The following is a 14333-nucleotide window of genomic DNA, read 5'->3' on the forward strand; positions in this document are numbered from 1 at the left end:
TGCTTATGCCCCTAGTCCCATTCCAGGCCGCCGCGCCGCCAGTCGTAGGCGTACGCGATACCGATGAGGGCGACGAAGACCAGCATTTCGACGAGCCCGAACATCCCGAGTGAGTCGAAATGGACGGCCCACGGGTAGAGGAAGACGATTTCGATGTCGAAGATGATGAAGAGCATCGCCGTCAGGTAGTACTTCACCGGGAAGCGGCCGCCTCCGGCCGGCTGCGGCGTCGGCTCGATGCCGCACTCGTACGCCTCCAGCTTTGCCCGGTTGTAGCGCTTGGGGCCGACGATCGAGGCCACGACCACGGAGAAGACCGTGAACGCGGCCGCGATCGCTCCCAGTACGAGGATTGGTGTGTAGACGTTCACCGCTCCCGTCTCCTTCCAGGCGTCGACTCTGACTGCCGGCAGACCGCTGGGCCGCTGTGCACCCCCACGAAGATCGCTCCTATGTGAGGCAGTTCACAAGCCCTGTTCGCAGGCATCTTAAGCCCGCCCCTCTGTGATCTGCGACACGGGGGGCACCAACTGGTTTGTGATCTCCACCACCTGACGGCCAATCATCCGATCCGATGAGCGGAAATCTTCACACGCAAAGCCCCGAGATGATCACCAGAAGTGACATCCAGGCGTGCTCACACCCGTCGGAGGCGGGTCGCTGTACCAAGCATGTGACTGCACAGGCAAATTCGCGCTGGACGGTTTCACCTGCTATGCGCGAACCACTGGCGATCGTGCACTTGTGAAGCCCGGCACAAGCTCCGAGACCCCCGCGCGACCCCGCCGAGTCCGACCCGTGACCGAGCAGGATGGGCGATAGGGGGTCAACGTCCGCTTTGCACGAAGAGTTGAGTTCGCGAGCCGAGGGAAAGTGTGAGCTGCGCCACCCGCATTCCCGGCAGCCGCTGCCTTCTTTGCGCTCCCCTTTTCTCCGTGGTATGCGCAGCAGGGATTCCGGCAATGCGGACAACTACGTGGTCACGGCCCCGTAGTTGGGCAATGATCACGTCGCGGAAGGAGCCGTGAGGGGCGCACACAGGGCTCAAGTGGCCGTGTACGCGGCGACTGTGGCGCATCGCACGATTGTTGAGTCAAGCGATTGGAGCCTGCTAGGCATTCCCTCATGTCCCCGAAAGCTCAGATACCCAGCCACCGAAAGCCCCGCTCCAGCAAGATGAATACGGCGCTGCGTGCGGGTATGACGGGCGGCGTCATGGGCACCATCGCCTTCACCGCGGCGGCGGCACCGGCCCAGGCGGCCGACAAGAACGCACCGGCCGATACGGTGGAGCTGCCGGCCCTCTCCACGGCCGACTCCAGCACCCTCGCGGCCGAGTCCCTGCACCACACCGCTGAGCAGTACAGCCTCCAGCAGGCCCAGCAGGACGCCGCCGCCGAGGCCAAGAAGGAGGCCAAGGAGGCCAAGGAGAAGGCCGAGGCCGAGGCGAAGCGCAAGGCCGAGGCCAAGCGCAAGGCGGAGGCGGCCCGCAAGGCCGCCCAGCAGACCAAGGAGCGCGCCTCCCGCACCGCCGACCGCGCCTCCCTCCCCAGCACGGCCTCCGCGCCGCAGGGCGGCAACGTCGCCACCCTCCTCAACTTCCTGCGGGCCCAGGTCGGCAAGTCCTACGTCATGGGCGCCACCGGCCCCTCCGCGTACGACTGCTCGGGCCTGACGCAGGCCGCCTTCAAGCAGGTCGGCGTCAACCTGCCGCGCACCTCGCAGCCTCAGTCCACCACCGGCACCCCCGTCTCCCTGGACAACCTCCAGCCGGGCGACATCCTCTACTGGGGCAGCGCGGGCAGCGCCTACCACGTGGCCGTCTACGTGGGCGGCGGCAAGTTCATCGGCGCCCAGAACTCCTCCACCGGTGTCGTGGAGCGCCCGATGAGCTACGACCAGCCCACCGGCGCGGTACGAGTCCTCTGAGCACCGGACACCGCGCCACGCCGCGCCGACAGCGCCGTCAGCCCTGACAGCGCCGGCAGCCTGACATGTGAGGGGCCCCGCCACAGCGGCGGGGCCCCTCGCATGTGACCGGGCGCTGCCGGGCCTTTGCCCGGCGCCGCGGGAGCTTCAGCGCCTGCGCCACAGGAAGGCGTACACGTCGCCCCGCTCGCTGGTGGCGGTGCCGGAGACTTCCCCGCGGTCGGTCACGAAGGCCGCGCGGCTGGAGACATGGCCCTCCGGGGTGCCGAGCACATGCATCCGGCCGTCGCGCCACAGCACGGCGTGCGGGACTCCGCGGGCCGTCACGCTCCACCCGGCGACGTCCCCCCGCTCGTTGAGGACGACCGCCCGGTTGTCGCCGCCCGATCCGCCGCCCAGCTCCCGCGGGCGCCCGTGGGACCACAGCACCGCACGCAACTTGTCGGCCTGCGGGTCGTACACCGTCCCCACGGTGTCGCCACGCTCGTTGACGGAGTCCTGCCGCCGGGAGAGCGCGGGGTAACCGGTGCCGGGCAGCGGCGGGAGCGGGGTGACCTTCCCCCGCCACGCCAGGTACGGGCGGTGGCCCGAGGGGTCGGACGGGTCGCTCACCTCGGCCGCCACCAGGCCCCGCTCGGTGAACCCGGCAGGCAGGACCACCGCCTCCTCCCCCGTGCCGGGCGGGGTGGGCACCCAGCTGCTCGCGCCGTCCCGCCACACGAAGGTCCGCTCGGGGTGCGGCTGCGGTGCCGGGGTGAGCCGCGGGTAGGTGTTCGCCAGGACCTGGCCGCGGTCGTTGAGCTGGTATCCCTGAGTGGGCGCCGCGGCCTCGTCCGGGCCGGGTGGAGTGAGCGTCCGCAGCCGCTCGCCGTCCCACAGCAGATCGCGCTGGTGCGGTCGCCGGTCGATGAGGACCTGTCCGCGCTCGTTGAGGTCCTGCACGCCGACGATCCCCGTCGCCCCGAGCGCCCGCGGCCTGCCGTCCGCGCTCCAGAGCACGGCACGTCGGCTGCCGTCCGCCAGCTTGTCGTAGCCGGCGACCTGGCCCCGGTCGTTGATCGCCTGGAACTGCGGCTCGCTGCCGTCCGGAAGGGTCGGCGGGGCCGTCAGCCGCTCACCGTCCCACAGGAAGGAGCGCCACTCCGCGTCGGGAGTGACGCCCCAGCCGATGACCTGACCCCTGTTGTTGGTCCCGGTGACGACGTGCATGGATCCGACGGAGCCGGTCATCCGCTGCGCCGTCCACCGCGGGACGGATTCCGCTGCCGCCGCCGTCGCCGGTAACGCGGTGGCCATGAGTGCCGCCGAGACGGCCGCCAGCACCGCCCGTCGCGCTCCTGGTCTGCCGCCCCGTCCCGTGTCGCCTGTCATCGCCCCTCCCTCGCTCGGCCCTGCCCGGGCGCCTTCGGCCAACGGCCCTGAGGCGCCGGGCCATCGGCTGAAGCGTCTCGCCGTCGCGGCGGAAAGGGAACACCGGCGATGAGCCGTCAGGCGCGGGGCGTGACCTTGGCCAGGCCGTTGATGATGCGGTCCATGGCGTCGCCACCGGTGGGGTCGGTGAGGTTGGCGAGCATCTTGAGGGTGAAGCGCATCAGCACGGGGTGGGAGAGGCCGCGTTCGGTGGCGAGCTTCATGACCTTCGGGTTGCCGATGAGCTTCACGAAGGCGCGGCCCATCGAGTAGTAGCCGCCGTAGGTGTCCTTGAGGACCTTCGGGTAGCGGCGCAGGGCGAGTTCGCGCTGGGCCGGAGTCGCACGCGCGTGCGCCTGGACGATGGTCTCGGCGGCGATGGCGCCGGACTCCATGGCGTAGGCGATGCCCTCCCCGTTGAACGGGTTCACCAGGCCGCCCGCGTCACCGACCAGCAGCAGGCCGCGCGTGTAGTGCGGCTGCCGGTTGAAGGCCATGGGCAGCGCGGCGCCGCGGATCGGGCCCGTCATGTTGTCCGGGGTGTAGCCCCACTCCTCGGGCATGGAGGCGCACCACGCCTTGAGGACCTCGCGCCAGTCGAGCTCCTTGAAGGAGGAAGAGGTGTTCAGGACGCCGAGGCCGACGTTGGAGGTGCCGTCGCCCATGCCGAAGATCCAGCCGTAGCCGGGCAGCAGCCGGTCCTCGGCACCGCGCCGGTCCCACAGCTCCAGCCAGGACTCCAGATAGTCGTCGTCGTGCCGGGGCGAGGTGAAGTACGTCCGTACGGCCACCCCCATCGGCCGGTCGTCGCGGCGGTGCAGGCCCATCTTCAACGACAGCCGGGTCGAGTTGCCGTCCGCGGCGACGACGATCGGCGCGTGGAAGGTGACGGGCGTCTTCTCCTCACCCAGCTTGGCGTGCACACCGGTGAGGTGGCCCGTCCGCTCGTCGACGATCGGTTCCGTGACGTTGCAGCGCTCGTGCAGCCGGGCGCCCGCCTTCTGCGCCTGGCGGGCGAGCTGCTCGTCGAAGTCGTCGCGCTTGCGGACGAGCCCGTAGTCCGGGTAGCTGGCCAGCTCCGGCCACGGCAGCTGGAGGCGGTGGCCGCCGCCGATGATGCGCAGGCCCTTGTTGCGCAGCCAGCCCGCCTCTTCGGAGATGTCGATGCCCATCGCCACCAGCTGCTTGGTGGCGCGCGGGGTGAGGCCGTCGCCGCACACCTTCTCGCGTGGGAACGCCGTCTTCTCCAGCAGCAGCACATCCAGGCCGCTGCGGGCCAGGTGGTACGCCGTCGTGGAGCCCGCAGGCCCGGCACCGACGACGATCACATCGGCGGTCCGCTCGGAAGCGGTCGCCTCCGGCTGGTGCTGCGCCTGGGGCTCGGAGTGCGCCTTCGGTTGGGGGTCGGCCACGAGGACTCCCGCATGCTGGCTGATTGGGCTGACCGCGCCAGTCTATGCGGGCGTCGGACCGCCGCCTCGTTCCGGCCCCTCTCCCCTCCCGCCTCCCCGTCCGCCGTCAGGTGCCGTTCTCGTCCCAGCTGCTCAGCGCGGTGCTGAAGACCTGCTCGCGGTCCGCGTCCCACTCGTCGTGGCGGCTCTCGACGTAGATGCTGTATTCGGTGCCGTCCTCGCTGACATACGCCTGGTCGATGGCGTGGATGGTGCGGCCCGAGTCGTCCGAGGTGTAGACGAACTCCCAGCGCGCCCCCGGCCGTCCCCGGAAGGTGTTCTTCGTCAGTTCGAGGCGCTGGTAGCCGTCCCGCTTGCGGGCGCCCTTCTCCAGGTTGCGGAAGTTGTCGTACGAGGACTGGCCCGCGTTCTCGATGACGCCGATCCGCAGATAGTCGCCGCCGGTGGGTGCCTCGTAGTCGACCTGGGTGCCTTTCGCCCGGCGCTGCCAGCCCTCCATGACGCCCACGGAGAAGCCCTTGGGGTCGTCCCTCGTCGTGAAACCGTCGGGCAGTTCGGTGCTCATCGGGGTGCGCGGCGAGCCGCCCGCCCCGATGTCCGGGCCGCTGTCGTCGTCCGGGGCCGGATCGTCGCTCTGCTCGGAGCCGTCGGACGGTGCGGGCTTCGGCCCGGTGTCGCTCCCGTCGGGCCCGTCGGTGGACTGCTCGTCCTCGGGGGACTTGTTGCCGGAGCCTTCGGCGGACTCCTTGGACGCCGCCTTGCTGTCCCCCTTGCCGTCGTCGCCCGCCAGATAGAAGGCGCCCCCGGCCGCGGCGCCGCCGACCAGGAAGGCGGCGAGGATGAGTCCCGCCCAGGTCAGGCCGCGCCTGCGCTGCGGCGGCGGTACGGGACCACCTCCGCCCGGGCCCTGGACCTCGGGGCCGGGCGGGGCCTTTGCGGCGGGACGGGCGGCCCCGGGCTCGTCGGGCTGCTCGGGCTGCTCGGGCTGCTCGAACGGCGGCGCCGGCAACGGCGAAGCGGCGGAGCCGGGCGGAGCCGTCGGGGCGGGCGGGGTCGCAGGGGCGGCGGGTGCACCAGAGGCGACCGGGGCGTATCCCCCCGGCCCGTAACCGCCCGGCCCGTAGCCACTCGCTCCGTAACCGCCCGGCACGTGACCGCCGTACGCCGCCGCACCGTGGGCACCCGCGCCCAGACCGGTGCCGCCCAGGCCCGTCCCACCCGGACCGCCCTTGCCGAACTGGGCCCGCAGGAATGGAACCAGCAGGGTGCCGCCGTAGGACCACAGCAGCGCGAACAGCAGCAGCTCGGCGATACCGGCCGCGATCTCCCCGTGGGAGGAGAAGCTGTCACCGCCGCCGAAGTCACCGCCGTAGCCGCCTGAGTGGCCGCCGTCGTAGTCGTTCCCGTAGTCGCCGCCGTAATCGTTGCCGTAGTCGTCCCCGAGGCCGCCACCGCCGTCGATGCCGGGGGAGGGCTCGTGGAAGCGGGCCTCGAAGCCCACCCCGGCCACCGCGACGACCAGCAGCAGGCCCAGGACGAAGAACCCGGCCGCGAGCAGCTGTTCGCGGCGGTCGACGCTGCGCCGGGCCACCAGCGTGCCCAGCAGCAGCGCGCACACCAGGCCGCCCGCCAGCGCGCCCACCACCGCCCAGCCCTGGGCCAGGTCGCTCAACTCGCCGTAGCCGAACGACTCGCGCCCCGCGTCCCACTGGCTGATGTCCCACTTCACATCGATGGGAGCCCCCCAGGCCAGCGCGAGGCCGAACGCGCCGACGTTGGGCAGCAGCGCCACCAGCGCCCACACGCCACCGGCGTCGACGTCGTCCTCGGAGGCCAGCAGGACCACGAACATCACCACGGAGGCCAGCGCGAGCACGCACACCAGTGCCAGCCCCGCCGTCCGCAGCGCGCCCACCACCGCGCGCAGGCCGGGCCGTGCGGCCGACCAGGCGTCGGCCCCACCGCGCGTCAGCACCAGCGCCGCGACGAAGGTGGAGAGCAGGAAGGTCCACAGCAGGGTGAGTCCGGGCGAGGACTCCAGCTCCAGCCCCTCGTACGAGGGAGAGGCGTACAGCCCCAGCGCGAGGCCGCCCAGGCCGCACAGCGCGCCGATCCGCAGCGCCGCCTCGAACCCGGCCGAAGGCGGTGCCGCCGCCAGCCGGCGCCGCTCGACGCGGGAGGCGACGACGAGGGCGCCGATCCATACGGCGGTCACCAGCAGCGGAAGGCCGGAGATGTCCGCCTCCCCCGCGATGCGCTCGCCCTGGGTGGAGGTTGCGGAATCGGCCGAGATGCCGAACCCGCCGCCGACGCCCTGGAGCAGCGCGGCCAGTGCGACCCGCATCCTGGTGCCCCAGCCGATGTCCAGGTCGTCGAGGTCGTCGTTGGACCAGATGCCGAGCACGCAGGCTCCCACGAACACCAGGGCCAGTGGCCAGCCGGCGACGCGCAGCGCCCCCAGCCAGTCGCCCTTGAGGGTCCGCGTCAGGAACATCCCGAACGGCGTCGGCCGGGCGGGCCCGGCAGGCGGCGGCGGAGGCGGCGTATGACCGGGCTGCGCGGGCGGCGCGTACGCGGGCTGAGCAGGCGGGGCCGGCTGGAGCGGCTGCGCGGTCACGGTCGGTACATACGTGGGCGGAGCGGCAGGCGCGGGCGGTGCCTCGGGCGCGGGCGGTGCGGCCGGTGCCGCCGGTGCCTCGGTTGCCGCCGGGGCCGTGGGAGCGCCGCACGACATGCAAAAGCGTGCCTCGGCGGGGGAATCGGCGCCGCACTGCGGGCAGGGCGACGATGACGGCGGCGGCGGGGACGACATGGCGCTCCGATGCGGTTGCGTTCGGGTTCGGCGTTCGGCGTTCGGGGAGAAGACGAACCAGCGCGGCACACAGGGGCACCACGCGTGTGCGTACGGTACGAGGGACGGGGTACATCGTTCCGCCGAACGCCCCTGGTGTGAAGGAGATTTATCCAAGCGCAACCGGACATCGGGCCGTCGGGCCCGGGGAGGTCCCGGTGGCGGCCCCCGGGAGGTACGTAGGCCCTCCCGAGGCTCCGCCGCCGGGGTTCACCGCAGGGTGAGAGAGGTCTGGGATCCGAGGTGGGTCAGCTTCTCGGGATTGCGGACGAAGTAGAGGCCGGCAATACGGCCGTCCTCGACGCGGACGGCCATGACGCCCTCGATTTCGCCGTCCAGCCGCATGAAGAACGCCGGGTTGCCGTTGACCACGGTCGGGTCGCAGGTGAGCCTGCCCTCGACCTTGGCGGTGCCGCCGGAGTAGAAACGGACGACCTTCCGCGCTCCGACGACCGGATGCAGCGCGGCCTTCTTGACGCCGCCGCCATCGCTCAACAGAACGACCTGCGGGGCGAGTACGTCGAGGAGATGCTGGGGGTCCCCGGTGTTGAGCGCTTGCCGGAACGACTCGACCACCGCCCGGGTCTGGCTCGGGGAGACCGCCTGGCGAGGGCGGCGGGCATCGACGTGCCGGCGGGCGCGGTGCGCGATCTGCCGGACGGCTGCCGGACTCTTGTCGACGGCGCCGGCGATCTCGTCGTAGCCGATGTCGAAGGCCTCGCGCAGCACGAAGACGGCACGCTCGGTCGGCGACAGCGTCTCCAGGACGAGCATCATCGCCATCGACACGCTCTCGGCGAGCTCGACGTCCTCGGCCACGTCCGGTGTGGTGAGCACCGGCTCGGGCAGCCACTGGCCGACGTACGCCTCCCTGCGGCGCTTCAGCGAGCGCAGCCGGTTGAGCGCCTGCCGGGTCGTGATCCGTACCAGGTAGGCGCGCTGGTCCTGCACCTGCCCCAGGTCGACCTCGGCCCATCGCAACCAGGTCTCCTGGAGGACGTCTTCGGCGTCGGCCGCCGAGCCGAGCATCTCGTACGCGACGGTGAAGAGCAGATTGCGGTGGGCGACGAACGCGTCGGTCGCCGGATCGGTGGCGTGGTCGGTCATCTCTCGAACCCCCTCTTTCGCGGCCGCCCCGGGTTGCCGACGGCCTTTCGAGCGTGCATCCGCGGCAGAACCTCGCGGTGGGCGGTCGGCGGTCGCCGCGCCCGCCCCGGCTGTTCGGTGCGAGCGGGCCGGACCGCGACGACGGAACGACGGCACAGGTGAGGCGGCGCCCCGCACCACGGGGCGTCGCCTCAGGCCGTACGGCCCGGACCCGCCGTGAGCCGGCCGGGCGACCGGGCGGCCGGCAACTCCCGGTCAGGCCACGCGTTCAGCGGTGACGGGCGCCCCGCCGCGCTCGGCCCGCAGCAGCCGTCGGCGCTTGCCGCCTCCTGGGAGACGGTGCAGGCCGTACGAGCCGGGCTTGCCCGCCTCGTCCGACATGTGCTTGATGATGCCTTGGCACACGGCCTCCTTGAGCTTCGCGCCCGGGCGGCCGTCGATGGTGAGCCACACCGCGACGTCGGACCGGTTGGCGAACTGGAAGATGCCGTCGCGTCGGCCCAGGCTGATGCACTGGGCGGCGAACGACTGGTTGAGGGGCGCGGGCTGTTCACCCGCGATACGACTGAGCACCGTGTCGGCGGCCCGGGCGCCCAGCGGCATCGCGGCCTGGCAGCTCATACGCAGCGGCCGGTCCGACGGGGCGACCGAGTCCCCGGCCGCGACGATGCGCTCGTCGTCCACGCTCGTCAGTGTCTCGTCCGTACGCAGCCGGCCCAGGGCGTCGGTGCTCAGCCCGCTGCGGCCGGCCAGATCGGGCACACCGAATCCGGCGGTCCAGACGGTCACCCGGCTCGGCACCTCCCGGCCGCCGCTGAGCCGCACGGCGTCGCGGCTGACCGCCGTCACCCGCGTGTCGGGGCCGTCGAGCACGGTCACACCGAGCTTGGCCAGCCGCGCGGCCACCGAGCGCCGGCCCCGGGGGTGCAGATACGGGCCGAGCTCCCCTCCGCAGACCAGGGTCACCGCCCGGCCCGCCTCCGCCAGTTCGGCGGCGGTCTCGATGCCGGTCGGGCCCGCTCCGACCACGGTCACCGGGGCCGTCGCGGGAGTGGAGCCGAGGACCGGCAGCAGCCGCTGCACGTCCTCCAGGGTGGCGATCGGGTAGGCGAACTCGGCCGCTCCTGGCACCTGCGGGTCGGCGCTGCCGCTGCCCACCGCGTAGACCAGATGGTCGTAGCGGACCGTCCCGCCGTCCGCCAGCGTGACGCTGCGTCCGGCCGCGTCGATCCGCGTCACGGTGTCGACGATCCGGCGGACGCCTTCGGCCAGTACGTCCCGGAAGTCGACGACCGCCTCGTGGGTCCCGCCCACCAGTTGGTGCAGGCGTACCCGGTGGACGAAGGTCGGGCGCGGGTTGACCAGCGTCACTGTCACATCGTCGCGCCGCGTCATACGGTTGGCGGCCATGACGCCGGCGTATCCGCCGCCGATCACGAGGACATCGGTGTTCTCGGCCATGGTGTCTCCTCCGTTTCCAGGGGTTCGGCCTCAAGACACCGCGTCACCGAGCACTGTGACAGTTTGTGAGCCGGATCACACGCCGTGCGGCGTCAGCCCCTCGGGCGGAAGCCGCGGTGCAGGGCGACGATGCCGCCCGTCAGATTGCGCCACGCCACCCGGCTCCAGCCCGCCTCCTGCAGCCGGCCCGCGAGCGCCGGCTGGTCGGGCCACTCGCGGATGGACTCCGCGAGATAGACATAGGCGTCCGGGCTGCTGCTGACCCCCCGGGCGATCGGCGGCAGCGCGCGCATCAGGTACTCGGTGTAGACCGTCCGCAGCGGCGCCCAGGTCGGGTGGCTGAACTCGCAGATCAGCACGCGCCCCCCGGGCTTGGTGACCCGCCGCATCTCGGCGAGCGCCGCGTCCACGTCGCTGACGTTGCGCAGCCCGAAGGAGATGGTCACCGCGTCGAACGCGGCGTCCGCGAAGGGGAGCCGGGTCGCGTCCCCGGCGGTGAACGGCATCCAGGAGTGGCGCTGCTTGCCCTCGCGCAGCATGCCGAGCGAGAAGTCGCACGGCACCGTGAAGGCCCCCGCCTCAACGAACGGCAGCGACGAGGTTCCGGTGCCCGCCGCGAGGTCGAGCACCCGTTCACCGGGGCGCGCGTCCACGGCGGCGGCGACCGCCCGCCGCCACAGCCGGGCCTGGCCGAGCGAGAGCACATCGTTGGTGAGGTCGTACTTGGCCGCCACGTCGTCGAACATGGCCGCGACCTCGTGCGGCTTCTTGTCCAGGGATGCCCGCGTCACGTCTGGTGTTGTCCGTCCGGTCGTCAGTTCACGTCGAGTCGTCAGTTCACATCGATGAGCGCCAGTTCGGGGTGTGCCGTACCCCCGTCGATGGCGGTGGAGGACAGATGCGAGACGGCCCTGTCGTCCACCGGGTCCATCGCCGGGTCGTCGTGCACCACCAGGTGCTCGTACGTCGTCGCGCGCTGCGCCGGGACACGGCCCGCCTTGCGGATGAGGTCGATCAGCTCCATGCGGTTGGAGCGGTGCTTGGCACCCGCCGAGGAGACGACGTTCTCCTCCAGCATCACCGAACCGAGGTCGTCGGCGCCGTAGTGCAGCGAGAGCTGCCCGATGTCCTTGCCGGTGGTCAGCCAGGAGCCCTGGATATGGGCGACGTTGTCGAGGAAGATCCGCGCAATGGCGATCATCCGCAGGTACTCGAAGACGGTCGCCTGCGTCTGCCCCTTCAGATGGTTGTTCTCCGGCTGGTACGTGTACGGGATGAAGGCGCGGAAGCCGCCGGTGCGGTCCTGCACGTCGCGGATCATCCGCAGGTGCTCGATGCGCTCGGCGTTGGTCTCGCCCGTGCCCATCAACATGGTGGAGGTGGACTCCACGCCGAGGTTGTGGGCGATCTCCATGATCTCCAGCCAGCGCTCCCCGGACTCCTTGAGCGGCGCGATGGCCTTGCGGGGCCGGGCGGGCAGCAGTTCGGCGCCGGCGCCCGCGAAGGAGTCGAGACCGGCCGCGTGGATGCGCTCGATCGCCTCCTTCGGCGACACCCCGGAGATCCGCGCCATGTGCTCGACCTCGCTGGCGCCGAGGGAGTGGATGACCAGCTGCGGGAACGCCTTCTTGATCGCGGCGAAGTGCTCCTCGTAGTACTCCACCCCGAAGTCCGGGTGGTGGCCGCCCTGGAACATGATCTGGGTGCCGCCCAGCTCCACCGTCTCCGCGCAGCGGCGCAGGATGTCGTCCAGGTCGCGGATCCACACCTGGTCGCTCTTGGGCGAGGCGTAGAAGGCGCAGAACTTGCACGCCGTCACGCACGAGTTGGTGTAGTTGATGTTGCGCTCGATGATGTACGTCGCGATGTGCTCGGTCCCCGCGTACCGGCGGCGGCGCGCCTTGTCGGCGGCGGCGCCCAGCGCGTGCAGGGGCGCGTACCGATAGAGGTCGAGCGCCTCTTCGGGAGTGACGCGCCCACCGGTGGCGGCGCGGTCGAGGGCGGAGAGCAGGTCGGCTTCCGACACGTGCGCTGTCACCGTGGCGTCCCTCCAAAGGTCGCACATTCGACACATCTCGCCGCTTACCACAGCACAGCGGCGCCGGACCAGCCTACGCCAGGGCCGTCCGGCCGATCTTCCGAGTGCCCCGGGGCCCGGTCGCGGGGCCCGGCTGCGGGGCTCGATCCGGGTTCAGTCCCGGGACTGAGGACGGAGCATCTCCACCCGGACGTCGGGTGGGAAACCGGTCGTGGCGCCGGTACGGCGGGCGAACTCGGCGACGCCCTCCAGCTGCCGGGGGCCGAACCGGAAGTCGAGCGTGGTGAAGTACCGCTCCAGGACCTTCGGCTCGAAGATCTCGTAGCGTGCGGCGTGCTCGGCGACCTGGTCGACCTGCTCCATCGCCAGATCGCGGGAGGCGAGGAAGGCCCGGTGCGTCTCGTGCACCGTCTCCGGGGCCCGCTCCAGGAAGTCGCGGCGTACGGCCCACACGGCGAAGACGAACGGCAACCCCGTCCACTCCTTCCACAGCCGCCCCAGATCGTGCACCTGGAGATCCTCCTCGGGCAGCTGCCGCAGATAGGCACGCAGCCCCACGTCGCCGATGACGACGGCGGCGTCCGCCTCCTTCATCATCCGCTCCAGGTCGGGCGGGCAGCTGTAGTAGTCCGGCTGGACGCCGTACCGCTCCGCGAGCAGCAGCTGGGCCAGGCGGACGGAGGTGCGCGACGTCGAGCCGAGGGCCACCCGGGCGCCGTCCAGCTGGTCGAGGGGGACGCGGGAGACGATCTCGCACGACATGACGTCGCCGTCGCAGCCCACCGCGATGTCCGGGAGGGCGACGAGGTCGTTCGCGTTGCGCAGGAACTCCACCAGGGTGACGGGCCCCATGTCGAGCCGCCCGTCGATGATCATCTCGCTGAGCTTCTCGGGGGTGTCCCGGGTCAGGTCGAGGTCCAGCAGGGTGTGGGTGTGGACCAGGCCCCAGTACAGCGGCAGACAATTGAGGAACTGGATGTGCGCGACGCGGGGGCGGGTGCGCACATGCCTCGGTTTCGCAGTCACTCTCCGGAGAGTACGCCCCGGTCCGCATCCGGCCGCGCGGGGTCCCTCGGCGGGGTCGTGGGACATGATCCGCAACTCTTCCGCGCCGGCCACCACCGTGCTAGGCTCAGAGCCAAGTTGCAGTTTGGTTTCCCTTGCAGTACAGAGCCTGCGGAGCATGTGACCGCGGGCTCTCGTCGTTTTCAGGCTTCTTTGTGGGTTCTGGGAGCAGGGACACCCTTATAGGCCCAAGGAGGGCTTATGGCTACCGGAACCGTTAAGTGGTTCAACGCCGAAAAGGGCTTCGGTTTCATCGCCCAGGACGGCGGCGGTCCCGATGTCTTCGTCCACTACTCCGCGATCAACGCATCCGGTTTCCGCTCTCTTGAGGAGAACCAGATGGTGTCGTTCGATGTCACGCAGGGCCCGAAGGGCCCGCAGGCGGAGAATGTCACCGCGCAGTAGTCCCTGACTCTGCAGTATCCAAGGAGCCCCCGCCTCGGCGGGGGCTCCTGCCTTTTGTCCGCGCCCCGCTTCCGGAGCCCAAGCTCCGGTCCGGAGCCCGCGCCCCGTCCGGGGGCTCGCTCGCCGTCCGGCGGGCGGTCAGCAGCCCTGCTCGTAGCCCGCTATCGCGGCAACCTTCGCCGCCGAGGCCGAGCCCTCGTCGAAGTGCTGGTCCAGCCACTCGTCCAGCAGCGTACGGGCCAGTTCCAGGCCGATGACGCGCTGGCCGAAGCACAGGACCTGGGCGTTGTTGCTGAGCACGGAGCGCTGCACGGAGTAGCTGTCGTGCGCGGTCACGGCCCGGATGCCGGGGACCTTGTTGGCGCTGATCGCGACGCCCAGCCCGGTGCCGCAGACCAGCAGCGCCCGGTCGGCCTCGCCGTCGGCCACCCGGCGGGCCGCCTCGACGGCGACATGGGGGTAGGCCCTGCCGAGGTCGGAACTGCCGGCCCCGTCGCCGCCGACGCCGACGTCGAAGACCTCGGCCACCCGGGCGTCACCCAGCAGGTCCTTCTTGAGGGCTTCCTTGTAGTCGAGACCCGCGTCGTCGCAGCCCACGACGACACGGAACGGCCGGGGCGCTGCGGGGGTGCTGCTCATGGTGCGTTCCTCCTGG

General features: G+C 71.3%; 12 protein-coding genes. 2 read left to right on the forward strand and 10 right to left on the reverse strand.

Going from position 1 to position 14333, the window contains the following annotated elements:
• Positions 1–11 precede the first annotated feature (11 nt).
• Complete coding sequence (locus JW613_RS24995; protein WP_019354165.1) at positions 12–371, reverse strand: NADH-quinone oxidoreductase subunit A; 360 nt, start codon at positions 369–371, stop codon at positions 12–14.
• A 754-nt stretch (positions 372–1125) separates the two neighbouring features.
• On the opposite strand from JW613_RS24995, the gene JW613_RS25000 reads away from it, so the two are divergent.
• On the forward strand, positions 1126–1929 hold the full coding sequence (locus JW613_RS25000) for a C40 family peptidase (protein ID WP_209213162.1): 804 nt from the start codon (positions 1126–1128) through the stop codon (positions 1927–1929).
• A 147-nt stretch (positions 1930–2076) separates the two neighbouring features.
• On the opposite strand, the gene JW613_RS25005 is transcribed toward JW613_RS25000, so the two are convergent.
• The 8 genes from JW613_RS25005 to JW613_RS25040 all read right to left on the reverse strand — a co-directional run bounded on the left by JW613_RS25005 (position 2077) and on the right by JW613_RS25040 (position 13213).
• Entirely contained in the window at positions 2077–3300 is a 1224-nt protein-coding gene (locus tag JW613_RS25005) for a hypothetical protein (RefSeq protein ID WP_209213163.1), read from the reverse strand.
• A 116-nt stretch (positions 3301–3416) separates the two neighbouring features.
• A complete protein-coding gene (locus tag JW613_RS25010) occupies positions 3417–4667 on the reverse strand; it encodes a geranylgeranyl reductase family protein (RefSeq protein ID WP_209213225.1) in 1251 nt (416 codons plus the stop codon).
• A 190-nt stretch (positions 4668–4857) separates the two neighbouring features.
• On the reverse strand, positions 4858–7368 hold the full coding sequence (locus JW613_RS25015; protein WP_209213164.1) for a serine/threonine kinase C-terminal domain-containing protein: 2511 nt from the start codon (positions 7366–7368) through the stop codon (positions 4858–4860).
• A 444-nt stretch (positions 7369–7812) separates the two neighbouring features.
• Positions 7813–8709, reverse strand: coding sequence for an RNA polymerase sigma-70 factor (locus JW613_RS25020; RefSeq protein WP_209213165.1), 897 nt, complete (start codon positions 8707–8709; stop codon positions 7813–7815).
• A gap of 255 nt (positions 8710–8964) precedes the next feature.
• On the reverse strand, positions 8965–10170 hold the full coding sequence (locus tag JW613_RS25025) for an NAD(P)/FAD-dependent oxidoreductase (RefSeq protein ID WP_209213166.1): 1206 nt from the start codon (positions 10168–10170) through the stop codon (positions 8965–8967).
• 92 nt (positions 10171–10262) lie between these two features.
• On the reverse strand, positions 10263–10961 hold the full coding sequence (locus tag JW613_RS25030; protein ID WP_209213167.1) for a demethylmenaquinone methyltransferase: 699 nt from the start codon (positions 10959–10961) through the stop codon (positions 10263–10265).
• A 41-nt stretch (positions 10962–11002) separates the two neighbouring features.
• A complete protein-coding gene (gene mqnC, locus JW613_RS25035) occupies positions 11003–12208 on the reverse strand; it encodes a cyclic dehypoxanthinyl futalosine synthase (protein ID WP_307843654.1) in 1206 nt (401 codons plus the stop codon).
• Between the two features lie 153 nt (positions 12209–12361).
• Positions 12362–13213 carry a menaquinone biosynthetic enzyme MqnA/MqnD family protein gene (locus JW613_RS25040; RefSeq protein WP_209213226.1) on the reverse strand — a complete coding sequence of 284 codons (852 nt, stop codon included), beginning with the start codon at positions 13211–13213 and terminating at the stop codon, positions 12362–12364.
• A gap of 261 nt (positions 13214–13474) precedes the next feature.
• Between JW613_RS25040 and JW613_RS25045 the strand changes: the two genes are divergently transcribed.
• Positions 13475–13678: a cold-shock protein gene (locus JW613_RS25045; RefSeq protein WP_019354156.1), complete on the forward strand. Its 204-nt coding sequence runs from the start codon at positions 13475–13477 to the stop codon at positions 13676–13678.
• A gap of 138 nt (positions 13679–13816) precedes the next feature.
• On the opposite strand, the gene JW613_RS25050 is transcribed toward JW613_RS25045, so the two are convergent.
• Positions 13817–14317 (reverse strand): ribose-5-phosphate isomerase, encoded by a 501-nt coding sequence (locus JW613_RS25050; RefSeq protein ID WP_209213168.1) that lies wholly within the window; start codon positions 14315–14317, stop codon positions 13817–13819.
• Positions 14318–14333 lie beyond the last annotated feature (16 nt).

The sequence above is a fragment of the Streptomyces smyrnaeus genome (genome assembly GCF_017676345.1).
Classification (GTDB): Bacteria; Actinomycetota; Actinomycetes; order Streptomycetales; family Streptomycetaceae; genus Streptomyces; species Streptomyces smyrnaeus.